Here is a 25,013-nt window from a genome sequence, read left to right on the forward strand (position 1 = left end):
TGCATACGGGCCCGAACTGTCGGGCCCACCATTAGACTTCCGCCGATGAGCGAGCTTCTTCCAGGTATCCAGGCGCCGGCAGTTCAAGACGGCATTTTGGATTACCTGTCGACGACGTTCGCTCTTGCCGACGAAGAAGCGCGCGTCGCGCTGGTCGACTTCCTCGCCAATCGGGAGAACGGCATCTTCAAAGGCCCCTACCTGCGGGTCCGACTGCCGTTCAAGGCCGCAGACGAGGGCTGGCGCGACACGCTGGAGTGGTACGAAGGATTCACGCCGTATGGCCATCAGGCGGCGGCGTTCGCACGCCTGAGCAGCTTCGACCTCGGAGAGCCCAGGTCAAGGCCGCTACCCACGCTGGTCACCACAGGCACAGGGTCGGGCAAGACCGAGTCGTTCCTGTATCCGATCATCGATCACGTGGTACGGGCCAGGCGTCGGGGCATCGCCGGAACGAAGGCGCTGATCCTCTACCCGATGAACGCACTCGCCAACGACCAGGCACAACGACTCGCTGCCCTCCTGAGCGCACACGAAGAACTTGCTGGAGTGACTGCTGCGATCTTCACTGGTGAGCAGGGGCCGCAACGATCGAAGGTCTCGAAGGACGGTCTGATCACTCGCCGCGAGGTGATCCGCAGCGATCCTCCCGACATTCTGCTCACCAACTACAAGATGCTCGACCAGATGTTGCTGCGTGAAGCGGACGCCAGGATCTGGGAGAAGAGCGCCACGAGTTTGCAGTATCTCGTGCTGGACGAGTTCCACACCTACGACGGCGCGCAGGGCACCGATGTGTCGATGCTGTTGCGGCGCCTCGGGCTGGCGTTGAAGTCCTACTGGTCCGCCGATGCCTTCACCGAGATCGAGCGGGCGCGTCCGCTGGGAATCATTACCCCGGTCGCGACCTCGGCCACCCTGGGCGACAAGGGCGACCCCGAAGCCATGCTGGATTTCGCCCGGACGGTGTTCGGGGAGGAGTTCGACGAGTCATCAGTGGTCACCGAGGCGCGCCTCACGGTCGATGAGTGGAAGGGACATGCGGCTCGCATCGAGCCGCGCGTCGATCACGAAGCCGTCAAGAACGCCGTCGAGCGCGCGTCTGGACTCACCGATGGTCGCGCGATCGCCGAGGCGGTGCTGGGCAGGCTCTTCGTCACCACGGCGGGTGGATCTCCGGTTCTCACCAGGGCCACGCCCGAGGAACTGCTGACACTCGCGAAAGCCCATCCCTTCACGCACGCTCTCACGGGACTCGCCGAACGGGCCTGCCCCATCAGCGAGTTGGCCGAGCATCTGCTCCCCACATTCGTGACCGACGAGCAGTCCCGCCAGACCGCCGAGACGTTCGTCCTGCTCTTCTGTGCCGCGCTGAGCCATGTGCGCAAGGTCGCGGGTCGCGCCGCGCTCTCGATTGACCTGCACCTCTGGGTACGCGAGCTCACCCGCATCGACCGGGTCGCCGTCGGTTCGCCGCAGTACCTCTGGTCAGACGACACCCATCTCGGCGATTCCGCGCTCGATGCCGAAGGAATAGGCGCCCCTGCGTTCCCTGCGGTGTTCTGCCGACATTGCGGGCGCTCCGGATGGGCTGTTCTGCGGGCGCCGGTGGGAGGTTTCGACCTCACTGCGGCCGAGTCGAACGACATCAGGCTCGCGCGACTCACCGACGACCAGGAGTTCCGCGTCCTCATTCACGCTCCAGCCGAGGCCGAAGCTGCCAATTCGGGCGACCGTAGTGGCCAACACAACCCCGACGAGCCACGTCTCAGCTGGTTCCACACCACTGAGCGACGCGTCTTCGCGGAGCGCCCGGAGGACGACGCTGAGGTCGCGGCCAGTCGCGTGCTTCCCGTCCTTGCGCACACCGGACCCCTGGCCGGCTCCCTGTCCGTCAATGACACTTGCCCGTCCTGCATGCAGAAGGACGGCATCCGGTTTCTCGGCTCGGCGATCGCAACGCTGCTGTCAGTTGCGCTGTCGACGATCTTCGGCAGCAACGAGCTCGACAAGGGCGAGAAGAAGGCGCTCATCTTCACGGACAGCGTCCAAGATGCAGCCCACCGAGCTGGGTTCATTCAGAGCCGCTCCCACAGCCTCACCCTTCGCGCCGTGTTAAGAGGAGCCGTAGGCGACGCCCTCGTCAGCCTCGACGTACTCGTCGACCGGGCACTGCAACAGGCTGGGGACGACTCTCACCTGCGCTACCGCCTCATTCCGCCGGACTTCGCCGATCGCACGCAGTTCGAGGCCTTCTGGCGACGCGAGAAGCAGAGCCAGGTTCCTGCCGCCGTACGGCGCCGCGTGAAGCGCCGCCTGGTGCTCGACACCGTCCTCGAATTCGGCTTGCAGTCCCGCGTCGGCCGCACCCTGGAGCTCACAGGCAGCCTCGCTGCCGAAGTCGACATCTCGCGTGCGGTGATGCTCAAAGTCGCCACTGAGGTCGAAAAGGCCGTGGGGCCCGAGCACTTCGAGGGCATGGGACTGACCGACGACCAGCGCATCGGCTGGGTTCGAGGTGTGGTGGAACGCATGCGCACCGACGGCGCGATCGAGCACGAGTGGTTCCGGAAGTACCAGGTTGAGGACGGCCGTCGCTACTCGATATGGGGTGGTCGTCCCCGTTCTGACGGCATGCCCGCCTTTCCGCGCGGGCGGGGTGCACCTGCCTATCCCCGAGCAGGAGGCGGTGGTGGTGTCCGGGATAGCGACCTTGTTTCGGTCGGCTCATCGCAGAGCTGGTACGCGGTGTGGACTGCCCGTGTGCTGACCTGCACACCCCACGAGGGTGCTTCGCTCTCGGTCGCATTGCTGAACCAGCTCGCTGCTCTCGATGTCATCAAGACGGTGAACACCAACTCGGGTGGACAGGTCTACGAGCTTCCGCAAAGCGGCGTCCTGGTCGGCCCCGTCGAAGACGAGGGGTATCGGCGCGGCCGCTACCTGCTGGCCTGCGATGTGTGCGGCGCCGAGGTTCCGGGCACGAATCGCGTGGTCGAGGAACTCGATGGGCTTCCCTGTTTCGTCGCCCGTTGTAATGGAACGCTCATCAGAGCCGTAGGCCAGCCCGACAACTTCTACCGGCAGCTCTACCAAGCCTTCGACATCACGCGAGTCGTGGCCCGCGAGCACACCAGCCTGCTCGACGACCTGATCCGGCTCAACTACGAAACACAGTTCAAGTCGAGCTCACGGAACCCGCAAGCACCCAACGTGCTGGTCGCGACCCCCACGTTGGAGATGGGCATCGACATCGGCGACCTGTCGACCGTGATGCTGGCCTCCTTGCCCAGGAGCGTCGCTTCCTACCTCCAGCGAGTGGGACGCGCCGGTCGTCTCACTGGCAGTGCTCTCAACCTGGCCTTCGTCTCGGGCCGCGGTGAACAGTTGCCCCGCCTTGGCGACCCGCTGTCCGTCGTCAACGGGCAGGTGCGCCCACCCGCGACCTACATCGACGCGGAGGAGATCCTCCGCAGGCAGTACCTCGCCTCGGTCGCTGACCAGCTTGCCCGTTCCGTCGACGCGCCCCATCCGACCTCAGCCACGCAAGCCATCGGATCTGTCGACCCTGAAAGCTTCCTCCGGGCGCTGATCGAGGGAGCTGAGTCGCCAGCCAGCCTGGAGGCGTTCCTCTCGTCTCTTGACACGTTGACTGAACAGGCTCGCTCCAGGCTCAAACAGTGGGCCACACCTGTATCAGGCCCGCTGTCGAGCCAGCTCTCGGTGCATCTCCACGCACGGCGCCACCACTGGGCCGGCGAGGTCGAGACCCTGAAGCACCGCATTCGGGAGATTCAAACAAGTCTTCCCGAACTTCAGGAACGGGCTGCACTGCCCGCCGCGACCGAGGACGACAAAGTCGCGTTCAGAACCGCGCGAGCCGCACTCCGGCTGGCGCGCAAACAGCTGGCCGACCTGCAGGGCGACTACTGGATCGGCGTACTCGAAGAGCAAGGGATCTTCCCGAACTACACCCTTCTCGATGACTCCGTCACGCTCGACGTGACCTTGAGCTGGATCGACCCCGACACCCAGGAGTACATGTCCGAACCTGCGACCTTCAACCGGGGAGCGTCGGCGGCTCTTCGAGAGTTCGCTCCGGGCGCCACGTTCTACGCCAGGGGCTACAAGATCCAGATCGACGCGGTCGATCTCGGCTCCGAGGGAGAGGCCATCCACAGCTGGGTGTTCTGCCCGTCCTGCGGATACGGTCGCCCACTCGACGGGGGTAGTCGGCCCACGGCTTGTCCGCGTTGCGGCGATCCTGCCATCTCTGACGTCCGGCAGATCATCGATGTCGTCGAGCTCGAGCGGGTGTCGTCCGCGATGCGCCGGGAGGAAGCCGCCATTGACGACGGGCGCGACGAGAGGGAGCGCACCAGCTTCCAAATCGTCACGGCGGCAGACGTAGACGAACCGCGACATCAGTGGTTCATCGAGAACTATCCCTTCGGCCTCAAACACCTGACCAACATGACCATCCGGTGGCTCAATGTCGGCAAGCTGTCGGATCCTGGAGCAGGCCCTCGTGTGTTGTCGGGCGAGGAGTACGCCGCGCCACTGTTCCGGGTGTGCTCAGGTTGCGGCAAGGTCGATTCGCGCACCGGCCAGAACTCCGCAGCCGAGCACAGGCCGTGGTGTGGCTACCGCAACACGACCCAGGAGAGTATTCGCCGGGTAGCGCTGGCACGCACTCTTCGGACCGAAGCGGTCGTGATCCAACTGCCCGCGACCATTTCGATCGGCGACCGGTTCGCCGTTCCAAGTCTTCTGGCCGCACTGCAACTCGGTTTGCGTGAGCACCTCGGGGGTGCCCCCGACCACCTGGCGTTCGAGAAGATCGTCGATCCTTACCTCAGCGACGGCACCGAGAACCGGGACGCGATCCTCATCCACGACACAGTTCCCGGCGGCACCGGATACCTCGCTGAGTTGGCTGACCCCGCACGGTTCTATGCCTTGCTCTTCCGCGCCTGGATCCTGGTCCGGGACTGCCCGTGCAAGGACGAAGGGCGGGCGTCATGTCACCGCTGCCTCTCCCCGTTCATCAACAGCTTCACCCAGAAGCACGTCTCGCGCGTGGCCGCTGAGCGTCACCTCAGGACCATTCTGCTCGCCGGGGCGTCCGAAGGCGCACCTGCTGGGCGTCTCAGCTGGGAAGTCACCGAGAAGCAGACTTCCGCCTACGATCCCGAAACACACATCGAGCAGAAGTTCCGCAAGCTGCTCCACAAGCGACTCATCGAGGGGCTCGGGGCCAGCGTGCTGGAGCAGCCCGGCCCCAACGGCAACAGGTGGACGATCAACCCCGGTGGTGACCGCACCTGGGTGATGGAGCCACAGCTGGCTCTGGGCGCCGTCAAGCCTGACTTCGTGTTCTACAGCAACGACCAGAACGTCCCCCGCCTCGCTCTCTTCTGCGACGGGTGGCAGTTCCACGCGAGCCCGGTCATCAACCGGATTGCCGACGATGCGGCCAAACGGGCGGCTCTTCGTGATCAGGGTTACGTCGTGCTGGGGCTGACCTGGCAGGACCTGGTCGACGCCGAAGCTGGTACTTCCGCACCACCGCAATGGTTTTCCGAGGCGCGCTGGCCCCAGGTCGTGACCGCGACGAACGGGAAGCTCAAGCCGGGACTGCTCGACATCGTCAGGGGCGGTCCGATCGACTTCCTGGTGCAGTGGATCAGCCGGCCCGATCCGGATGGGATCGCGGCCCTCGCCGAGGCCGTGCCGTTGTTGCTGGCGGGCTCCGGGCAGGTCGGAAAGGCCTCCGGTGCGGAGAACCTCGCGGACCTCGCTAGGTCGGCCCACGACACCGCCGTGCTGCCGATGGCCGGTGATCGTCGGGTTTGGATGTGGCGGCACAACACGGTAACCGCAGTCGCGCGCAACATCGCGGCGCAGGGCAACGGGACCGAGGTCGTCGTGATCCTCGACGACCGGGACGATCGCCTGGGACAGGACCACAAGCACGCATGGCGGGAGTGGATCAGGTTGGCCAACCTGCTCAATCGCCGCGACCAGCCCTACGAGGTCACGGCGTACTCGCTCGCGACCGCACCCACGGCGAAGACCGCTTCTGGCAGTGTCGAACTGCCTGAGCCGTGGAGTGCGCTCTACCGATCCGCGGTGAGTGAGGCCGAGAAGTCGATGATCGCGCAACTCGCCAAGACCGACGCCCCAGCACCAGAGCTCGGGTTCGAGACGGCCTCCGGCCTGCCGATCGACATTTCGTGGCCCGCCCTCCGCGTCGCGGTGAACCTCCACCTCGAGCAGGAAGATCGCGACGAACTCGCCGAAGACGGCTGGACGCTCGTCGAAGCGGAGCCGGAAGCCATCCTGCACGTGCTCGCAACAGTCGGAGGTCGGTAGTGCCCCAGATCATTCTCGGCCCCCAGCAGCACGCGCCCCAGATCGACGGCTCAGTGCGCGGGAGGGCCTACAACTTCCTCGCCAAGCTCGCTGAGAACGACTCCCTCCCAGGACTGCACATCGAGCCGATCCTCCGCGCGGTCGATCCTCGCGTGCGGACAGGGCGGGTCGACGACTTCTGGCGTGCGGTGCTCTTCAAGGTGCAGGGGCATGAACAAGCAGCTATCTACGTCTACCTCGGTGTGTGGCCGCACGACGCCGCCATCGACTTCGCGATGAAGACGAAGCTGCAGGTCAACCCCGTAAACGGCATCGCCGAACTGCTGTTCTCGGATACTCCGGTCGTACCCGTGACACCGCCGAGCGTCGGGACAGCTGAACCGAACGCCGAATCTGTCGAACCGCTCTTCGCTCGTCGGGGTCTCACCGTCGACGCCCTCATCGACGAATTGGGCCTCGCGCCTCACATCGCCGAGTTGGCAATGGAGTGCCGCGAGGCGGAGGACATCACAGACCTCGCCCAGCAGGTCCCCGGCTGGCAGGGAGTGGCGCTCATCGACCTGAGTGCGGGCCTGTCCATCACAGCCGTGAAGGAGACACTGGCGATCGGCGAGGAGGACAGCGCACTCGCGGAAGATTCGGACAGCGCTCTCGCGACCGCACTACACCACCCCGCAGCTCGCCTCCAGTTCGCTTTCATCGAGGACAACGAGGAACTGCGACGGGCGATCGAGGACACCAACTTCGCCGCCTGGCGGGTGTTCCTGCACCCCGAGCAGCGCAAGTACGCGGAGCGGTCCTGGCGTGGTCCGTTCCGGTTGTCCGGAGGCGCCGGTACCGGCAAGACCGTCGTACTCCTCCACCGCGCGCGCAACCTCGCGAGGAAGAACCCCCAGGCGCGTGTCGTGCTCACCACGTTCAACAAGACGCTTGCCGACGCCATGCAGCGCGACCTGAAGATCCTCGATCCCACGCTGCCCATCGCGGAGAAGCTAGGCGATCCCGGCATTTTTGTTCGTGGAGTCGATGCGGCGGCGCGAGCGGTTGTCCAATCAGGTGGGTCCGGCGTCGCACCGGCCGTCGAGGCGGTCCTCGGGGCTCGTACCAGTCAGATCGCGCGGGTCACGGACCGCAACGCGTGGCGGGACGCCATCGCGTCCAACGGGGACGAGCTCCCTAGTCAGCTGAAGAGCCCGGTGTTCTTCCAGGCCGAGTACGACCTCGTTGTCCTTCCCAACCGGGTCACGAATCTTGAGGGATATGCGAAGGTTCGCAGGCCGGGCCGGGGCGTTCCCTTGGATCGGAACGCGCGCACCGCTGTGTGGAGCGTGATAAGCGCTTATCGGCTCAATGCAGGAATCCATGGAAGCGTCGACTTCATCGAGACGGCCTCGATCGCCGCCTGGATTCTCAACGCTTCCGGAGCGCGGCCGGCCGACCACGTTCTCGTGGACGAGGGTCAGGACCTGAGCCCAGCCCATTGGCAGTTCCTCCGAGCCCTCGTGGCTGACGGCCCCGACGACCTGTTCATCGCGGAGGACTCCCACCAGCGCATCTACCGCAGCCGTGTCGTCCTCGGCCACTACGGCATCAAGATCGTTGGGCGCTCACAGCGGCTGCGGCTCAACTACCGCACGACACAGCAGAACCTCCGCTACGCCGTGAGTGTTCTGACCGGCACCGACTTCGCCGATCTTGAAGACGGAGCTGAGGACACCAGCGAATACCGCTCCGCTCGCCTCGGCCCGGCCCCACGACGGATATCGGCATCGAATCTCACCGACGAACTCGATCAAGCGGCAACAGTGGTCGGCAACTGGCTCAAGGAACTCAAGGACGGAGAGGGCCCGGAGACGATTGGCATCTTGGTTCGGACCGAGCAGGCCGGGGAGCAACTGGTGCGGGCGCTCGACGAGCGGCTGGTGCCAGCGCGCTTCGTGTCTGACAAGGCCGTCCCATCGGGTAAACCCGTCGTGATGACAATGCACCGGGCAAAGGGGATGGAGTTCACCCGGGTATTGATCTTCGGGGTGGACGCTGCCGCGCTACCTGCTCCGTTCGCGTTGAAGAACGTCACCGACGCCGATCGCCAGGACATCCTTCAGCGCGAGAAGTCGCTCCTCTACGTGGCTGCCACCCGTGCACGCGATGAGCTCGTGATCCTCTGGGCGGGTGATCCGAGCAAACTGCTACCTAGCAGTGCTCCTCGCTAAGTGTCTGCGAAGTCGTCTTTGCGACCCGCGGGGACTGTTATCCCAACGCGTCCTCAATCTAAAGCTTTCGTACGGCCGGGTTTCGCGCGGACAGCGTGAGCCGAATGCGCCACGACGCCGCCTGCTGAGCGTTCGCGAGTACCCCTGGCCCGACTATTTGAGGTTAGTGCGTACCTGATTGGCGATGGAACTCGTCAAGTGTTGCGCTGAGGTCGACTATCAAGATGGTGTTTCGGACGCCGGTCTCTGGCGTTGCTGACCCAGTTGTGGTCGCACATCCAATAGTGCGTCTGTCGACGAGCATGAAAGAGACCTGCTGACTGAAGAAAGCGCACAGCGGGAGAGGAGTACTGGGCAGAGATGCATCGTCTCGGCTGGATTTATGGGTGTCGATCAAGGCAGTCGTCCGGCGGCGCGGGATCAGCAAGACACCCTTGAGGCGGGCACCAGCCACGGAGGCGACAGGCAAGACGGTCGAGCGTGACGAGGAGCCCGCACAGTCGTGCGTTGGGCGGCCGGCCCTGACAAGTCACGGTCGTGGAGCGCACCTGGGAGCAGGGCGCGACAGGTCGCGGAGCGGTCGAAGACGGAGTTCAGTGACAGCTGCAACCCAAGCACAGGACGGACTGCCCACCGGCCGTCCGTCCTGTGCGGTTGTTACTAAGGGCCTGTTCCGTTCCGCAGATCGTTGATGAAGCTGCCGAACGCTTTGCGCTGGAACCGCAGCGTTGCTGCGTGCGGGTTCTTGGAGTCGCGGACGCCGACGTCGTCGGTACTGACGGCGAGTTCCACGCACTCGTTGCCGGCTCCTCCCGAGTAGCTGCTCTTGCGCCACATGGAGTTGCTGCTGCTCATTGTCTGCCAAGCGCCCCTATCTGTCGGCCGATGCGCGCTGCCGTCTCGGTGGGCGACAACGCGACCAGGCTCACGTCGTCGAACATGGTGGTGAAGCGGACTACGTCAGCCTCATTGTCCACCCACGCGCCTCCGGCCGGGTATTCCAGGTAAACGCCCGGCGGATCGACCGGACTCGGGAAGCTGATGATCGTGCACGGCCCGGACATGCTGCCGTAGGCACCGGCGGTCTTGGGGATGATCTGCAAAATGACGTTTGCTCGTGCGCCCACGGTCAGCAGGCGGTGAAGCTGTTCCTCCATCACATCCGGACCACCGACCTCGCGCTCGATAACCGCCTCGTCGATCAGCGCGTGCAGCTGCAGTTCGCCGTTCTCCAGCCGTTTCTGGCGGTTGAGTCGTGTGGTGACGTGGCTGTCGAGCCGCACATCCTGCTTGTAGAACCGGTGAGCAGCCGCCTCGATAGCACGGGCATAGGACTTCACCTGGATCAGGCCGGGCACGGCCAGCGACTGAACGGTGCGCACCTTGTCGGCTTCGAGCTCGGCGCGGACGAACGTGCGGAACGCCTTGGTCGAGCCTGCGGGCAGGCGCACGCGCGGAGGTTCATCGCTCGCGTTCTCCCACAGCCGGGCCGCGGCGTCGAGGTCCTCGTCGCTGGCGTCGTAGGACGCGCACAGGGCGGCGACGCTCGCCCAGTTCGGCAGCACGTGTCCTGACTCGTACCGGCTGATGGTGCTGTCTGACGTCTTGAGTTCCTTTGCCGTCTGCGCGAGAGATCTGCCAGCGCTGTCTCGCAATCGCGCGAGGTGATCGCCGAGACGCTTCTTCGCCCGAGTTGGTGCTGCCATGCAGGCGAGACTAACGCTGCACGCTCCCATGCAACAGTTCTACAGCGACCCGATTGGGCGATAGAAATCGTGCTATTGCACGATATATGTTGCATGGGTCGGCGGGACTGCTGGCCTCGATGGCCGGGCCGTCACGTGGTGGTGAAGCGCCCCTGCAGTCCCGTCGGCCCCAGCAGAAGTGCCCGCCATGGGCACCCAGGCTCGACGGAAGGAGTGTCAGGGCGATGGACGTGGTGTTCGACGAGCTACACCGCAGGGTGAAGAGCTACCTGGCGACCGTGAAGAACGTGGCCGCCGGCGGCGGCGACGAGGCCGCACTGGTCATCGCTCGCGACGACCTGCCGTTGATCGTCGACGCCTTCGACGCACTGTTCGGCGGGCACATCCCGGACGACAACGGTCACTGCCGCCAGTGCCACCGAGCGGGCCGGTGGTGGCGGCGACGCCGGGTGCCATGCCGGGTGTTCCTACAAGCCCAGATCGCCCTGTTCCATCCCACCAGCCATGGCCGTCACGCCCTGACGAGGGCCGAGTTGTGAACGCCCGCGCTCTTGATGCGGTCACGCAGATGCAGCGCCTGCGGCATCTGCACCAAGTGCGGGGCTGGTCCTTCGACCCGGTCCACTCACCCGACCCGCCGCATGAGCTGGTGGAGCTGATCTATTCGTTCTGCCACGGCCTGTGGCTCGACGTGCTGCGGGTCAGGTCAGACACCGACGCCCAGGCTGGGCGGTTCCTCACCGAGTCGATGGTCGGCGGGGGTTGTCCTCGGGCGTGCTGGCTGGCCACGGGCACGCTCGCCGACGTGCTGGACGGCCTGGACGACCTGCCACTACCGATGTCGCGGCTGGCTCCCCGTCTTCTCCTACCCGCGATCGTAAGGTGACCATGTCCTTGCCCCGCAATGCAATTCGTCTCGGCATCGGCGTCCGAGAGGGACCTCAGACCGAGTTCGAGGCCGCCGCACAGTCCTATCAGGACGAGTACGGATGGACGGTGGGTGTATTCCGCGCTGGCGTGTGGCTGGTGTCCGGATGCGGGATCGACGCGCTGGATATGCCCAAGAAACTCGGCGAGCAAGTGCGAACCGCGCTGGGAGACACGGTCCCGCTGTTCGAGTCGCCTGACGACCACGGTGTGCGCTGGGTGTTCCTCGTCCTGTCGCACGCCGGTCCCCCTCTACCGGAGATAGCCGAACAGGGCATCGATCATGTCCTGGCCGGGCGGTGCGTCGATCTGCCACCCAGCCAGTTCGGGACGCATCGGTTGCGGTGGATCACCGAACCAGGTGGTGTGCAAGTTCCTGACTTCACGACCGTGGCACACGCGGCCCTCCAGGAGTGGTGATCGTGTGTGCACCCGACCGGAAATGACACCGCCGGAACGCAAAGTCATTGCGGTGAAAGGTCTTACGCCGCCCCGCCCCTTCCGCTGGCTGCCGTACCTCGGCGCACGACATGCGATCCCGCGGGCATTGGCGGCTCCGGGTGCACGCGGAGAGGCGCTGTGCGGTGCTGAGGTTGTGGTTCCGGAGAAGACGCCGCCCAAGTACCCGGACGGGTTGTGGAGCGAGTGCCCGCAATGCGATCGACAGTGGCGGCGGCAGACAGGTCTGGCGCAGCGGCCCTGGGCAGCCCAACGCCACCAGACATGAACGTCAAAATGGATTCACGAATCAAGAACAGGTTGATGGCACGTGGCGTTGAATCTGGTCGCCGGGAGAGCAAGTCTGGAAGTCCGGGCGTTGAGCCGGACCGTGCTGGGCTGGCGGACGAAACGTGGTTGGTCACTCGCAGAGCTGGGTGAGCTAGTCGGCTTCTCGGCGGCCAAGCTGTCACAACTCTGCAGGGCCGTTTTGCGTATGTCTCCTCTCGAAGTGGTGGCGATCGGCGCCGTGTGCGGCGCGTCCGACGAGGAAGTCGAGCTCTGTGTTCGCGTGGCGCAGCGGGCCGTCGACCCTGGCATGTGGGATCGGATCAACGGTGACGCGTGGGCGCGGCTGTCGTGGACGCCCTGGGATGTCATGGCCGAGGCAAGCGAGCTGGTGATCGTGGCGGACGACGTGCTGCCTGAGCTGGTGCGCGTCGACTCCTACCACGCGACTTTGCTGGAGTCCGGGGCTGCTGTCAACGAACTTGATCTTGCGCTGCAGCACGAGGTCCTGAAACGCCTGGGGATGGACGCCAAGGACGTTGCGCGGCCGGGCAGCCCGAGGCGGTTGCATGTGCGGCTGATCGTGCCCGAGTCGCTACTTGAGGGCGGCGTCGGTGGCGCGCAGGTGATGGCGGACCAGCTGGAGCGCTTGGAAGAGCTGAGCGAACTGCCTGGGTTCGAGTTCGGAGTTGTGGACGGTGACGCAGGGCTGTACTTCGGCCAAGGCGCGTCGTTCACGATGATGCGGTTCGTCGAGAAGCGTTTCGACGATGTCGTCCTCCTGCGCACTCTGCACGGCGGTGACACCTGGCTTGAGTCCGCGGCCGAACGCGACCCTTATGAGCGCGCACTGCTTGTACTCGATGGCGTTCTGCGATCCGAGGAAGAGTCCGCGCGCCTGCTCAACGAAGCTTCACTGCGACTTCGGGATCCATTGCCAGATAACGACTCTGGAGATCAGCAGCGACACTTGCAGTTGGTTGCCGATCGGGCGGGGAACTAAACATGCCGAAGCGGTTCTCCACCGCGCGTGGTCGTGAGTTCGGTACTGGCCTGCGGGCAGCCATCACGAGCGCAGGCCTGACCTCGCGCGCTGCTGCCGACATCGTGGACTGGGACGAGGCCAAGGTCTCGGACGTGGTGAACGGCAAGGGTGGCGCCACCCAGCTTGAGGTCGCCGTGCTACTGGGTGTCTGCCGCGTGAACGCCGATGAAATCGTCCACCTGTTGTCGCTCTACGGCGAGACTCACATCCGCGGCTGGTGGCAGCAGCACGGCACGTGCTCGCCCATCCGACTGCGCACGGTCATCGAGCACCTGAAGGTGGCCAAGACGCTGATCAGCTGGCACACGCACATGGTGCCGGTGTTTGTGCAGACGGCTGACTACATGCGTGAGGTGCTACGGGCATCCTCCACGGCGCCGGCAGACGAGCTGGCGGAGCGGGTGCAGGCGCAGCTCGCGATGCAGGAAATGGTCCGGCGCAACGTGAAGTGCACGGTCTTCATCCACGAGTTGGCGTTGCACCTCCGAGTCGGCGGCGCCGAGGTACACGCCGGGCAACTGCTGCACCTCATGTTCATGGCGAACCGGCCGAACATCAGGATTCGGATCGTGCCTGCGGCACACGGTGCGCATGCCGGACTGGCGGGGCCGTTCACGCAGTTGACCTTCGCGAAGTACGAGTCGCTGGTGTGGGTGGAGACCGAGAACTCCAGCCTCCTCGCCGAGGCGAGAGACGCGATCGACGGCTACGCGACGGTCGTCCGTGCGCTCGAGGCACAGAGCTTGAACGAGGCCGATTCGACGGCGTTGATTACCCGTCTGTACGAGGCCTTGCATCCTGGTCGCGACCTGGCAGCAACCGCAGAAGCACCCTCGACTGAGCCGTTTCCGCCGCCGGCTTAGAAAATCGAGGTGTTGGTCTGGCAACAGGCATCGCATCATCGGCCTTGATGTCCAGGTCTTTGAGACTGCGGGTAATTAGGTAGGCGCGTCCCAGTAAGCGGGTCCATTGGTCCAGCGACACGCGACGAGGCCCGCAAGCCCCGAATCGGGTGAATGGCTGAAGCGGATCATGTCGATTTGCAGACCACAAGCTCATGTAGGTGGCTATTGGCCCTGGGCGGTCGCGGAGCGGAGCGGCTGCGCCGACTGGGTGAGATCTTCAACAAGATCGGTGCGGTAACACTCTGCTGATGAGTGTTCAACTGGCAGTATGTCGCGCGGTCACGCACCGTGGGGAGCGGAGCGGCCAGCGAGAGGTGGTTACAGGAGTGTCGGGGGAGATCGTCTGTTCGTTCGCAGCGCTGGATGTGCTCAGCGAGGCGTTGCGGATCAATCTGCGGCGGTTCCCGTTCGCCATACCGCATCACGGCGCGACGCGTGAGGATCGGGTCCGGCTGGTCGAGGCTGTGCACCGGGACCTGATCGACCGGGGACTGGTCCGCGACGGCGAGTTTGTGCCGGAGCTGGTGGAAGCGTTGCACGTATTCGCCCGTGGGCACCTTGTGACCGCGCTGGTAGGCACTGCCGGCGACACGCAGCCTGTGGCACTCGCGGTCACCGACGACCGCACGGGCGTGGTCGCGGAGCAGCGGGACAACACGATCGTCTTCCGGATCTGCCAGCCCGACGCGGCCGTGCCTCGTCTGGTGCGGTTGCTACCTCCGATGCGCCCCGGTCCGGGAGTCTCGGTCACCGTGGCCGACACCTCGACGCCAGCTGGTCGACGGCGGGTGGAAGAGGACTTCTCCGAACACACCTTCAGAACCCCGGTGAAGGCGGCCGCGCCGTCGCCGGGCGGGCAGCGGGCGGCTGCTGAGGAGATTCTGCGCCGCCCACGGCTTGGCGCCGGCTACCTGCAGGTTTCGGCACGTGGCCGCAACGGGCAGGAGACCGAACTGGGGACGATCAGCTACCTGGACACCGATGTCGGGAGGTACGCGGTGATCCCCGCCACCGGCCCGGACGGACGACTGACAGCCACCTACACCCCCGCTGACCAGGCCGCGCTCGATCGCCACCTCAACAGGATCATCAGTTCGCACCGGTAACTCAGAGGAACCGACGGCGTGCGCGATGCGTCAGATTCGCCGGACAGGGCTGCGACTACTTGTTACCGTGAGGCGACGCAGCGTTAGGAAGGGGATTGGTCATGCCGGAGGCGTTCTTTGCCGGTATGCAGGGGATCAGAGACTCGGCGGCCAGTTTCTCAGCCTCGGTCGCCGCGGGCGTCGGTGTCAACGAGTCCGGTGGCCAGGCCCTGATCAAGGCTATTGACAAAATGTACGAGGGCGTGACGAATGCCCTCTCGAAGTCTGACTACCTCAGTCAGGAGCCGCCGCTGGGCACCACTCCAGCCGCGCAGGTGTACAAACCATTTCTGGCCAGCGTCGCCACCGACCCTGCGCAAGGGTTTATCACTGCGGCGACGAAGTTCAAGCAAGACCTGGAGCAGATGCGCTCCGACGTGGAAAAGGCAATGGCCGCATACCAGACCGCCGACCAGGATGCCAAGCAAGGCATCAGCAAGGCCGCTGGCCCCACCCTGTCGGCCTGATCAACCAGGAAAGCAACTCGTGAACTCTCGGATCGTCCTGATCAGCCTGGCCGCCGCCGTCCTGGTCGCTGTCAGCGCATGCACCGGGTCAACCACAGGTGACCCCAAGCCAACGCCGGGCACCGGTGATTCGGCTTCCAGCACGAACAGCCAGGACACGACGAGTTCGCCAACCTCGACCAAGCCGAGCGGCTCGCTGGCGGAAACCGATCCCTGCAGCCTGCTCACCCGGAGTGAGGCCGAGCAGGTGATGGGTCCGCTAAAGGAGGACCCCAAACCGGAGAAACTTGGTTCCTCGCAGACTTGCGGGTTCTCACCGAAGCTAGCCAGCCTCTCCGTCGGGACTCGGACGAATGTCGGTCTGGCAGGGGTTCAGGCACCGGGTGAGGTTGCCGATTTGACCATCGGCGGCCATCAGGCCAAGAAGTTCGTTGCGGCCGGCGGTAGTTGCATCGTTGCCATAGGTGTGTCGTCGTCGTCGCGTGTCGATGTAGTGCTGAACGGTCAAGGCGACCCATGTCCGCGCGCGTTGCAGATTGCTGAGCTTGTTGAGCCGAAGCTGCCGTAGCGGCTGCTGAGAGGGGTGCGGGGGATGAACGAGGGAGCGCCAGGAAGACCGTCCGATGTGCACTCGCGCTACGGCGTGCAGCGGCACTCGGAGGTGCAGACCGGTCAGCAGGTGCAGGAGCAGGTCAATGCCGAGATGCAGGTGCGCTACGGCCCGTTGATAGGTGTGGTCGTTGGTCTGGTGCAGGCGTCGGGCCGGGTGGACGACATGCTGGACGCGCAGGCAGCGCAGCTCAAGGGCCAGGTACTGACTCGCTCCGCTCCCTCTCAGCCGGACGCGCACTACATCGGCATTCCGCACCAGCAGTTGCACGACTCGGTCAACAACGGGGTCGATCCCGGTGCGATCGGCGAGATCGGCGACATCTGGACCCAGATCGGCAACGAGCTGACGACGTTCAACAACGATGTCGCCGCCGCGATCGGGGACAGCGAGACGAACTGGACTGGCAAGGCCGGTGACGGTGCGCGGCAGGCCCTGGCGAACATGGGCAACCGCGCTGGTGAGACCGGTACCGCCGCGCAGTTGGCGGGGACGCTGTTCACGCAGCAGTCGCGGGCACTTGGTGATGCGAAGAACAACGTGCCGCCACCACCCGCACAGCCGTACAACGCGGCGGCGTCGCGGGAGCGGTTGATGTCGATCACCGATCCGATTCAGTTCGTCCAGCAGGCAGCGGCGGACAACGCCGCGTTCCAGCAACAGCAGAAGGATCACGAACAGGCCGCGAGGGCGGTGGAGACCTACGACCGCACGGTCGCGCAGACCGCCGCGGCTCAGCCGGCTTTCGCGCCCGCGCCGCCCACCCCGCCGAAGGATCCGGGTGACCCTGGCAGGCCACCGATCGCGCCGAACCCAGGCTTCACCGGTCAGGGCAACACGCCACCCCCACAGCTCAGCAACGACACCACCAACACGTCCTGGACGGCGCCGCCGACGCAGAACCCTGGCACCACGAACACCAGCGGTCTCAACAACAATCTCGGGGGCAACAGCCCGAACCTGGGTAACCAGGGCGGCAACAACCAGCTTGGCGGCAACAACGTCAATCTCGGCGGCGGCCCCTTGCTTGGTAACAAGAGCTCCCAGAGTGGTCCTAACGCCCGAACTGGTGGCGGGCCAGGTGGCGGGCCTGGTGGTCGTAGCGGTGGCGGAGGCGTGGGCAGCGGCCGACTGCCGGGAGGCGGTGCCGCCCTCGGTAATCCCAACGCTGCCAAGGGGTTCGGCCCCGGCGGTTCGGCTGGTGTGATGCCGGGAAACGAAAGCGCCGCTGGGCGTGGCGGCGGCACTTCAGCTGGAGCGGCCGGCCGCGGCGGTGCCGCTGGCGGCGCGATGGGCGGCATGGGAGCCGGCGGCGCCAAAGGCAAGGGTGATGAGGATCTCGAGCGAACGACTCCGTCCTACTTGCTGGAACCTGATCCGGACGAGATCTTCGGCAACGACACGCTCGTCGCCCCTCCGGTACTCGGAGAATGACATCGTCGCAGGCGCTGCGACCTACCTCCGATTACTGTCCAAAGTAGAGCGTTCAGGCGCCTTTGGATGAGAAGAACAACGAGAAGGACCGAGTGGGCCGATGACTGACCCGGATCAGATCCTCAACCAGTACGAGGGCAAGCTGGCTGAAGCCCAGCGCAAAAGCGACGCGATACGCGAAACCTTGGCGAACCTGCGTGTCATGGAACGCAGCGCTGATGGTCAGATCGTCGTCACGGTCAACGATGCCGGCAACCTCGTGGATCTGAAGCTGGGTAACTCGTTGCAGCGCAAGGAAGGCGACATCGTCGCCCAGGAGGTGCTGCGTGTGCTGCAGGCCGCGCAGAGCCGGGTGGCCGCGACGGTGCAGGAGGCGATGTCGCCGATGCTCGGCGCCGACTCCGAGGCGATGCACTTCATGATGGACAAACTGCGCAGTGCCCAGCCGCCACCTCCGCCGCAGTACATGCCGGGAGGTGGCGGGTACGGCGAGGGCCCACCGCGGCTCGGTGCGATCGAGGACGACGCGCCACCGCCTCCTCCCCCACCAGTGCCGCCTCGCTCGCAGCGGCCCCGTCCGCCGCAGGATGACGACGACGACTTCAGCAACAAGGGGTTCCTGCGATGACCTACCGAATCGACCTGGTTGAGATGCAGGCCCACGCGACGAAGCTCAACAACGTCGGCCAGCAGGTGAACTACGCGCTGAGCGCAGCGCAGGTCGTGTCCAACATGGAGGCCTTCGGCAAGCTCGGCTTCCCACTCGCGGCTCTCTGCACCGGCGCGCAGAACGCTGCGATGGACACCATGCGCCAGGCAGCGGACGCCTCGGGCGACCACGTCAAGCGGTTCGACGGGTGGCGTAAGCACATCGAGGAACACGAGCAGGCGCAGTCCGACATCTTCGACGGGATGCACGACCGATGACCACGATGGGACCGGCGCCCACGCCAGGCCAGAACTACCTCGTGAACACCGGCGAGAAGACGCCGTTCACGGAGGGCGCGGGGATTTTCCATGATGCCACCGAGACGGTGAAGGGCTTCTCCAGCGGCAACTGGGCAGAAGGCCTGATCAACGCGGGCGCGACGGTCGCCGGAGTGGCGGGTGTTCTCGTCGATCCGTTGGCGGCGCTGTTCAGCGCGGGCTTCGGATGGCTGGTCGAGCACGTCTGGTTTCTGAAGGAGCCACTGGACTGGCTCATCGGTGACCAGGAAGCCCTGGACGGCATGGCGAAGACCTGGGAGTCCGTGTCCGACCACCTGAAGGACACCTCGGACGACCTCAGGAACTGGGTCAACAACGACACCACCGGGTGGACCGGCAAGGACAGCGATCAGTATCGGGGTTTCGGTGTCGATCGCGCCGACACCTACGCGGGCGTCGCGACCGCCGCCGGAGGGATTGCCAGCCTCGTCCGGACGTGCAAGATCGTGCTCAAGGTCGTCCGTGACATCGTGCGCGACATCATCTCCGACGCCATCGGCAAGCTGATCTCGATCTGCCTCCGATGGGCACCCGCCGTCGCAGCGGCCGGCGCGGGCCTCGCGGGCGCGATCGCCGAGTGCGTCCCCGTCGCTGTCAAGTGGGCGAACAAGGCTCTGGAGGCCTGCCGCAGGCTCACCAAGGCGTTCAGCAACGCCGGTGGGCTGTTCAAGAAGCTCGACGACATCCTGGTCAACGCCAAGACCTCGCTCTCCAAGAGCGGCGACGACTTCGTCAACGTGCTCAAGAAGGGCATCGACGCTGACATCCGGCGAAGCATGACCGACTTCTCCGTCACCGACATGGCCAAGGACGCGTACGGAGAGGCCAAGAAGGTCGCGGTAGACGGCGTCAAGACCGCTCCCGCCGAGTTCCTGCCCAAGCTGGGAATCGAGGCGACCAAGGAGTCCACGAAGTTCCGTGATTGGGAGGACGAAGCGAAGGACGGCGGTGGCTGGAGAACGTGGCGCGACCTGCGGGCCGAGGAAGAGAAGAAGCAGGAAGAGAACCGCAAGGAAGCTCGGGGCGGATGAAAGCCGTCCGCATCCTGCACCGGATCTTCGCGTTCCTGGTCATCCCCGTTCTCGGGTACCTGCTCGGCGCGACGATCTTCAACTACTTCTCGGACAAGGTCGAGACCGAAGACCTGAGCGACGCCAGTCACATCATCGTCGCCACGTCGTGCGACCGGCACGGTCCGGTGACGCTGCGCGGCTTCGGCTACGTGTACGAGTGCCGCGCCACGGTCACGAACAAGGTCAACGGCAACGTCGTCACCACGACGGCGCGAGGCTTCCTCCGGCCCGATCTCATCGGCAAGCAGGTGGCCGGTGAAGGGTTCAACCGCGGTGACCTGTATCCGGTGCGCCCGTACGCGGGGTGGGGCATGGTCCTGCTTCTGCCGTTCGGCATTCTCTGGTTCTACGTGTACATCGCGGTCGCGTGGCGGCTGTTGCCGGAGCGGCGCAAGTCCCGCCGCAAGCCGGTGCGCTATCAACGTCCTGACAACCCCACGGAACCCGATCGCACGGTTCGTGTCTTTGCCGGGCGCCGACGGGTGTGGTTGTTCTTCGTCTTTCTGCTCGGGTGTGTTGGTGTTTTCGTGTACAACTCGTCGGCGTTCCAGGACGACGCCGTCGCTACAGGTGTAGCGATCGGGTCCTGGGCAGTGGTTGTCCTCGTGATCGCCAACGTCGCGTGGCGGCTTGTGCGAGGACCGATGATCGCGATCTCGCCCGAGGGCCTGGAGTGGCGCGGCGCGCAGCTCAGCTGGGCTGAGATTCAGGAGGTGCAGCTGACTCGCCGCCAGGCTCTGATCATCCAGCCTCGCAACGGCGAAGTCGTGAAGATCGGTGGATTCAGCACGGAGGAGGCCACCCGCATCCATGTGGCCATGGGGCAATTCAGCCAGGCGACGTACGCCCGCGAGAGCACCAGCAGCGCGTGAACACTCTTGGGTGTGACGAGCACGGGTGGCAGGAGCCTGCCGGTCTGGACGGGGTCTCAGCCGGTCTGCGGTCTTGATCCTGGGTTCGACTCCAGTTCAGGCTCCAGCACGATCCCTGGGACAACTTCCGGCGGTGTCTCGTGCGGGGACTCGGGTGTGGGCTCCGGCCCTGTCTCGGGCCATGACTGCGGTGCCGGGCCGAACGCGCGCCGGGCGGCTCTGACAGCCAGGGCAGCGACGGTGGCGTTGGCGCCGCCGCCGATGACCGCGCCGATGCCGAACGGCACTACCCGGCCGAGCACGATGATCCCCTGCTTGGTGCCGTACTTGGTGATGAAGTTCTTGCCCAGGACGCGGTTGATCTGCTTCAGCGTCGTCATGGGCACCTTGGTGACGAGCTGGCGGGCCCAGTGCTGGCCGGTGCGCTCGGCGACCTTGCCGATGGTCGCGGAGCCGGACTCGCCGAGCAGGATCCCCATGACGAGTGTGCGGCGGCGTTCGATCTCGTCGATCTGGACGCCGTGGACCTCGGCGACCGAGAGCGCGAACAGGGTGCTCAGTTCGAGCGAGGTGAAGAACTCGCCCGCCGACAGCGCCAGCGCGACCCCGGTGCCGACGGCAGGTGCGGCTGCGGTGGCCCCGACCGCGGCCCCCGTGCTCGCCAGGGCGCTGACGTACATCTTCTCCAGGGTGCGGATGACCTCGGCCGGTGTCGCCTCTGGGTTGCGCTGGCGGGCACGGGCGATGTTCTTGCGCACCAGCGGTGTCTGCAGGCCGATGGCCTTATCCAGCAGGTCGAGGATCGACTGGCCCCGTCCGCTCGACGCCGGGATCGGTCCTTCGAGGGCATCAGAGGCCACGCCGAACTCCTTTGAGTCGTAACGTCCTCGACCAGTCTCGCACCCGAGCGGCCAGAACCAGCTCTTGCGCTTGAATCAGGCAGGGACGCAAAGGACTGGGCGGGCGGCCAACTGGAGGCAGATCCCCGAATCGTCGACGCCGTGCCGCTGAGCGCAGACCCTGAGATTTCGACCGCCTCGACACGGGCCGATGCGATGGTCGGCGTGCGACACCCATGACGCAGGCAGCTGCGCCCAGCATTCACCCGAATGGGGTATTGAACACTGCTCCGATCCCAGGTTACCTTAGAAGGTCCTAGCTCAGATCGCTTGATGTGCAGGTTCCGCCGAGAGGATTTTATCGCACAGGGCAAGTGATCACAAGGTAGGCGTCGCCGATGGACCGGCCGGGCGGCCCCCGCTGTAGGGGCGCTTGGAGTCGAGTGTCCCGGTGACGCGGAGCGCCACGGTAGGCGCAGGGATGCGGCGTCACGCCTGATCGGGCGTGACGCCAGACACGGTAGAGGAGTTCATGCCCCGGCTATCTGGAGCCGGCCCTCCTCGAGGACCGTGGAGTCCCTGCCGAATCTGGCTGCGCTCCTGATCTTTTCGTGTTCGTCCGCCGACACCGCGCCGCTGCGACATGCCCGCGCCACGAATCCGTGCGGGGCTCTCTGCATCGCGGCGCACCGTCGCGCGAACGGCTGCCCAGCGAACACGACGCATCCTCGCGCACCGTGGAGGTGGAGACGCCATGTCATCACGCGATCTACGAATCATTGATCATCAAGCCGGGCCGCCCCCTGCCCCGTCCACATCGGACGGGTGCACGGATGTGGACTCGCCAGTGGGGTCATTTCTGTGCGATCCGCCAAACCTGTGGGCATGGTTGTCCTACGCCTCGGGCTGGGCTTGGCGCACTATCCAAGTCTGGTGGCCGCTGTTGGTAGTGGCGGCCGTGGCGGCGCTGACGGTGGGCGCGCTGCTCGCCGTGGCGGTGCGACGAGCCCGTACAGAGGCGGCAGCGCAGGCATCGTGGGTGGAGATCACCCCACCCGCGGTGATGCCCGCCGACGGTGCGCGCGGACTGTGGCGGGCGCTGGCAGGTCTGCTGTCCCGTACCCGCCGTGGGCTGGCGCCGCGGCATCTGGCCGTGGAGTTCGTCGCCGACGCCACCGGAATGCGTGCAGGAGTATGGGTGCCTCCGACGTTGTCGGCATCGTCGGTTGCCGAGGTGATCAGCCGCTGCTGGCCCGGCGCCCGAGCCACCATCACCAACACCCCACCCACGGCGCACCGTGATGGTGCGGGGCGAGTGACGGCCGCGCACGTGCTGCCGCGCGGTGGCCCGTGGGCGCCGCTGCTGGACCCCACGCGCGCCACACGGCGACAGGCCGCCGACGTGGACGGGCTGCACAGCGTGCTGGCCGCGCTGGCCGACCGCGGTGAGACGGACAGCGCGTGCGTGCAGCTCATCGTGTCCGTGGCCCGCACCGGCCGCCCCCGGGGCGACCGGAGCCGGCCGTGGTGGGCGCGGATCGCACTCGGCTTCCTGAAAGCACCGTTCGTGATCATCCTCGCTATCGCGGACGTATTCCTCGGCAAGGGCTCGGCCGCCAGTCACCAGACTGCCGCGGCCACCAGCACGCCGGAGGATCCGGCGGTGGCCGCGTACCGCAAGGCGATCGCGACCAAGCAGGCACACGGCCCGCATCTGCAGGCGACCTTGCGCCTGGCGGTGTGCTCTCCGGTGTCGCGACGGCTGCGGCGGCGCGCGGTGAACACGCTCGTCAACGGCTACGACCTCGCCGCCCCTGCGGCGATCCTGGGGACTCGCCCTGTCCACCGCGCGGAACGGCAGCTGGTGCAGCGGCTGCCCGGACGCCGCCAGGACCGGTTCCTGGTCACCCTCGACGAGGCCGCCGCGCTGTGGCATCTGCCCGACCAGCCGGCGCAGTACGGCATCGCCGATGCCACCGCCCGTGTCCGGCGGCCCCGCCGCGACCTGCCCCGTTTCCATCCCCGCCGTCGGCCTGAACAGCCCGAGGGAGGCCAAGATGCCGCAGCCTGAACGCGACGAAGCATCCGCAGGTCGACACAGGTCGACGCGCCTGCGGCTCGTTCCCGCGAATCATCCGAACCGGCAGACACCGAAGCTGTTGGGAGTCGCCAACGACGGCCCGCCCGACGTGATCGGGCTGCGGGTCGCCGACGCCCGCCACCACGTCCACGTGCAGGGTGTGACCGGGGTGGGCAAGTCCACCTGGCTGGCCAACCACGTGCTCGCCGAGGCCGACGCCGGGCGGGGCGTGGTGCTGCTGGACTGCCAAGGAGATCTGGCCCGCCACGTGCTCGACCGGCTCCCCGCGTCATGCGGGAACCGTCTGGTGATCCTCGATCCCACCGAAACCGAGGCACCGCCAGCTTGGAACGTGCTCGCCCCGCTCGACCACCCCGGCGAGACGGCGAGACGAGACACCGAGACTGCCCAGCGAGACCGCGAAACGGCGCTACGAGACGGCGAGGCCGGGCGGGAGTGGGCCGCCGAGAGCGTGGTCGGTGTGTTCCGCCGCCTGTACGCCGCATGGTGGGGGCCACGGATGGACGACGTGCTCCGCGCCGCCTGCCTGACATTGGTGCGGCGACCAGGTTCCACGCTGGCCGAGGTGATCCCGGTACTGACGCGGCCGGAGTTCCGCCACGCCATCCTCGCGAAGTACGGGGAGCCGGAGGGACTGGACGGGTTCTGGGAGGGCTACGACGCCCTGTCCGCGGGGCAGCGCAACCAACTCGCCGGGCCGGTGCTGTCGCGGCTGCGGTCGGTGCTGTCCCGCCGGTTCGCCCGCGACCTGCTCGGCACCGCGGCCTCCACGATCAACCTCACTGACATCCTCGACGGCGGCATTCTCATCGCCCGGCTACCGAAGGGCGAGATCGGCGAGCACGCCGCCCAGCTGGTCGGGTCGTTGCTGCTGTCTGGGCTGTGGTCCGCGGCCACTCGCCGCGCGACCCTGGCGCCGGAAGACCGCAGGGACGCCACGATCGTTGTCGACGAGTGCCACAACTTCCTGCACATGCCGATCGGCGTGGACGACGCGCTGGCCGAAGCACGCGGCTACCGGCTCTCGCTCGTGTTGGCGCACCAGCACCTCGCCCAGTTACCGCCGGATGTGCGGGAGGCGGTGGATGCCAACGCCCGCAACAAAATCCTGTTCACCATCTCCCCGAACGACGCAACCAAACTCGTCCGGCACGTGGCACCCTATTTCGACGAACGTGACCTCGCCCGGCGCCCCGCCTTCGAGGTCCTGGCCCGCACCGTCCACCACGGACACGACGTGCCACCTTTCACGCTCGCTACGGAACCGCTGCCGCCTGCTGTCCCAGGGCGTGCTGAACAGCTCCGGGCCACGGCACGCAAACGGAGCGGCCTGTCCGCCGAGCAACGCGCCCGCTCCGCCCGCCGCCGGCACGTCGGCACCGCGCCGCGTGCCTCCCGACTGGGTGCCGATCTGCCCAGTCAGTCAGCGGGCTACTCAGCGGGCCAGCCACCGGCCACTCAACAGGTCACCTATGACTGGCCCACTGACTGACCGCCCCGGCACCGGCCTTTCCGCAGCTCACGGCAGAAGTGGAGGAACAGTGCGCGTCTCCCGACATTCATCGATACATCCGCACACACCCCCAAG

Annotated in this window: 21 protein-coding genes; 18 read left to right on the forward strand and 3 right to left on the reverse strand. The window is 66.0% G+C overall.

What is annotated here, in order from left to right; genetic code table 11:
- The first annotated feature begins 45 nt into the window (after positions 1-45).
- Positions 46-6,375 carry a DEAD/DEAH box helicase gene (locus SK854_RS23120; protein ID WP_319977174.1) on the forward strand — a complete coding sequence of 2,110 codons (6,330 nt, stop codon included), beginning with the start codon at positions 46-48 and terminating at the stop codon, positions 6,373-6,375.
- Positions 6,375-8,588, forward strand: a complete 2,214-nt coding sequence (locus SK854_RS23125; protein WP_319977175.1) for a 3'-5' exonuclease — start codon at positions 6,375-6,377, stop codon at positions 8,586-8,588. Before SK854_RS23120 ends, SK854_RS23125 begins: the two co-directional genes overlap by 1 nt.
- Before the next feature lie 660 nt (positions 8,589-9,248).
- Here SK854_RS23125 and SK854_RS23130 read toward each other — a convergent pair.
- Together SK854_RS23130 and SK854_RS23135 are read right to left on the reverse strand one after the other, a co-directional pair.
- Entirely contained in the window at positions 9,249-9,443 is a 195-nt protein-coding gene (locus SK854_RS23130) for a DUF397 domain-containing protein (protein ID WP_319977176.1), read from the reverse strand.
- On the reverse strand, positions 9,440-10,294 hold the full coding sequence (locus SK854_RS23135) for a helix-turn-helix domain-containing protein (protein WP_319977178.1): 855 nt from the start codon (positions 10,292-10,294) through the stop codon (positions 9,440-9,442). Before SK854_RS23135 ends, SK854_RS23130 begins: the two co-directional genes overlap by 4 nt.
- 224 nt (positions 10,295-10,518) lie before the next feature.
- On the opposite strand from SK854_RS23135, the gene SK854_RS23140 reads away from it, so the two are divergent.
- The 14 genes from SK854_RS23140 (at position 10,519) to SK854_RS23200 (ending at position 20,485) form a co-directional block, all read left to right on the forward strand.
- Positions 10,519-10,833 carry a hypothetical protein gene (locus SK854_RS23140; protein WP_319977179.1) on the forward strand — a complete coding sequence of 105 codons (315 nt, stop codon included), beginning with the start codon at positions 10,519-10,521 and terminating at the stop codon, positions 10,831-10,833.
- Between the two features lie 29 nt (positions 10,834-10,862).
- Positions 10,863-11,180 carry a hypothetical protein gene (locus SK854_RS23145; RefSeq protein WP_319977180.1) on the forward strand — a complete coding sequence of 106 codons (318 nt, stop codon included), beginning with the start codon at positions 10,863-10,865 and terminating at the stop codon, positions 11,178-11,180.
- A 2-nt stretch (positions 11,181-11,182) separates the two neighbouring features.
- Complete coding sequence (locus SK854_RS23150; RefSeq protein WP_319977181.1) at positions 11,183-11,641, forward strand: hypothetical protein; 459 nt, start codon at positions 11,183-11,185, stop codon at positions 11,639-11,641.
- A gap of 22 nt (positions 11,642-11,663) precedes the next feature.
- Positions 11,664-11,948 carry a zinc finger protein gene (locus tag SK854_RS48260; protein WP_406601809.1) on the forward strand — a complete coding sequence of 95 codons (285 nt, stop codon included), beginning with the start codon at positions 11,664-11,666 and terminating at the stop codon, positions 11,946-11,948.
- A 42-nt stretch (positions 11,949-11,990) separates the two neighbouring features.
- On the forward strand, positions 11,991-12,950 hold the full coding sequence (locus SK854_RS23155; protein ID WP_319977182.1) for a Scr1 family TA system antitoxin-like transcriptional regulator: 960 nt from the start codon (positions 11,991-11,993) through the stop codon (positions 12,948-12,950).
- Positions 12,951-12,952: 2 nt separating this feature from the next.
- Positions 12,953-13,855: a DUF5753 domain-containing protein gene (locus SK854_RS23160; protein ID WP_319977183.1), complete on the forward strand. Its 903-nt coding sequence runs from the start codon at positions 12,953-12,955 to the stop codon at positions 13,853-13,855.
- Between the two features lie 368 nt (positions 13,856-14,223).
- Positions 14,224-15,003, forward strand: a complete 780-nt coding sequence (locus SK854_RS23165; protein ID WP_319977184.1) for an ESX secretion-associated protein EspG — start codon at positions 14,224-14,226, stop codon at positions 15,001-15,003.
- A 101-nt stretch (positions 15,004-15,104) separates the two neighbouring features.
- Positions 15,105-15,509: a hypothetical protein gene (locus SK854_RS23170; protein ID WP_319977185.1), complete on the forward strand. Its 405-nt coding sequence runs from the start codon at positions 15,105-15,107 to the stop codon at positions 15,507-15,509.
- Between the two features lie 19 nt (positions 15,510-15,528).
- Entirely contained in the window at positions 15,529-16,077 is a 549-nt protein-coding gene (locus SK854_RS23175; protein ID WP_319977186.1) for a DUF3558 domain-containing protein, read from the forward strand.
- Positions 16,078-16,170: 93 nt separating this feature from the next.
- Positions 16,171-17,553 carry a hypothetical protein gene (locus SK854_RS23180; RefSeq protein WP_319977187.1) on the forward strand — a complete coding sequence of 461 codons (1,383 nt, stop codon included), beginning with the start codon at positions 16,171-16,173 and terminating at the stop codon, positions 17,551-17,553.
- A 100-nt stretch (positions 17,554-17,653) separates the two neighbouring features.
- The gene (locus tag SK854_RS23185; protein ID WP_319977188.1) at positions 17,654-18,181 is read left to right on the forward strand and encodes a YbaB/EbfC family nucleoid-associated protein; all 528 of its coding nucleotides are present in this window, start codon (positions 17,654-17,656) and stop codon (positions 18,179-18,181) included.
- Complete coding sequence (locus tag SK854_RS23190; protein ID WP_319977189.1) at positions 18,178-18,480, forward strand: hypothetical protein; 303 nt, start codon at positions 18,178-18,180, stop codon at positions 18,478-18,480. Before SK854_RS23185 ends, SK854_RS23190 begins: the two co-directional genes overlap by 4 nt.
- Positions 18,477-19,571 (forward strand): WXG100 family type VII secretion target, encoded by a 1,095-nt coding sequence (locus tag SK854_RS23195; RefSeq protein ID WP_319977190.1) that lies wholly within the window; start codon positions 18,477-18,479, stop codon positions 19,569-19,571. Before SK854_RS23190 ends, SK854_RS23195 begins: the two co-directional genes overlap by 4 nt.
- Positions 19,568-20,485 carry a DUF6346 domain-containing protein gene (locus SK854_RS23200; protein WP_319977191.1) on the forward strand — a complete coding sequence of 306 codons (918 nt, stop codon included), beginning with the start codon at positions 19,568-19,570 and terminating at the stop codon, positions 20,483-20,485. The genes SK854_RS23195 and SK854_RS23200 overlap by 4 nt, the downstream gene beginning before the upstream one ends.
- A gap of 56 nt (positions 20,486-20,541) precedes the next feature.
- Here SK854_RS23200 and SK854_RS23205 read toward each other — a convergent pair whose 3' ends face one another.
- A complete protein-coding gene (locus SK854_RS23205) occupies positions 20,542-21,345 on the reverse strand; it encodes a hypothetical protein (RefSeq protein ID WP_319977192.1) in 804 nt (267 codons plus the stop codon).
- A gap of 937 nt (positions 21,346-22,282) precedes the next feature.
- Here SK854_RS23205 and SK854_RS23210 point away from each other — a divergent pair.
- Positions 22,283-23,395: a hypothetical protein gene (locus SK854_RS23210; RefSeq protein ID WP_319977193.1), complete on the forward strand. Its 1,113-nt coding sequence runs from the start codon at positions 22,283-22,285 to the stop codon at positions 23,393-23,395.
- Between the two features lie 88 nt (positions 23,396-23,483).
- The gene (locus SK854_RS23215; RefSeq protein ID WP_319977194.1) at positions 23,484-24,917 is read left to right on the forward strand and encodes a type IV secretory system conjugative DNA transfer family protein; all 1,434 of its coding nucleotides are present in this window, start codon (positions 23,484-23,486) and stop codon (positions 24,915-24,917) included.
- Positions 24,918-25,013: the final 96 nt, after the last annotated feature.

The organism is Lentzea sokolovensis (assembly GCF_033949975.1).
Classification (GTDB): Bacteria; Actinomycetota; Actinomycetes; order Mycobacteriales; family Pseudonocardiaceae; genus Lentzea; species Lentzea sokolovensis.

What these genes read in the sequence shown, in the direction of transcription:
- SK854_RS23200 (WP_319977191.1), top strand. Translation starts at nt 19,568, where the DNA reads ATGAAAGCCGTCCGCATCCTGCACCGGATCTTCGCGTTCCTGGTCATC.
- SK854_RS23195 (WP_319977190.1), top strand. Translation starts at nt 18,477, where the DNA reads ATGACCACGATGGGACCGGCGCCCACGCCAGGCCAGAACTACCTCGTG.
- SK854_RS23190 (WP_319977189.1), top strand. Translation starts at nt 18,178, where the DNA reads ATGACCTACCGAATCGACCTGGTTGAGATGCAGGCCCACGCGACGAAG.
- SK854_RS23150 (WP_319977181.1), top strand. Translation starts at nt 11,183, where the DNA reads ATGTCCTTGCCCCGCAATGCAATTCGTCTCGGCATCGGCGTCCGAGAG.
- SK854_RS23170 (WP_319977185.1), top strand. Translation starts at nt 15,105, where the DNA reads ATGCCGGAGGCGTTCTTTGCCGGTATGCAGGGGATCAGAGACTCGGCG.
- SK854_RS23120 (WP_319977174.1), top strand. Translation starts at nt 46, where the DNA reads ATGAGCGAGCTTCTTCCAGGTATCCAGGCGCCGGCAGTTCAAGACGGC.
- SK854_RS23140 (WP_319977179.1), top strand. Translation starts at nt 10,519, where the DNA reads ATGGACGTGGTGTTCGACGAGCTACACCGCAGGGTGAAGAGCTACCTG.
- SK854_RS23130 (WP_319977176.1), bottom strand. Translation starts at nt 9,443, where the DNA reads ATGAGCAGCAGCAACTCCATGTGGCGCAAGAGCAGCTACTCGGGAGGA.
- SK854_RS23135 (WP_319977178.1), bottom strand. Translation starts at nt 10,294, where the DNA reads ATGGCAGCACCAACTCGGGCGAAGAAGCGTCTCGGCGATCACCTCGCG.
- SK854_RS23160 (WP_319977183.1), top strand. Translation starts at nt 12,953, where the DNA reads ATGCCGAAGCGGTTCTCCACCGCGCGTGGTCGTGAGTTCGGTACTGGC.
- SK854_RS48260 (WP_406601809.1), top strand. Translation starts at nt 11,664, where the DNA reads ATGACACCGCCGGAACGCAAAGTCATTGCGGTGAAAGGTCTTACGCCG.
- SK854_RS23145 (WP_319977180.1), top strand. Translation starts at nt 10,863, where the DNA reads ATGCAGCGCCTGCGGCATCTGCACCAAGTGCGGGGCTGGTCCTTCGAC.
- SK854_RS23185 (WP_319977188.1), top strand. Translation starts at nt 17,654, where the DNA reads ATGACTGACCCGGATCAGATCCTCAACCAGTACGAGGGCAAGCTGGCT.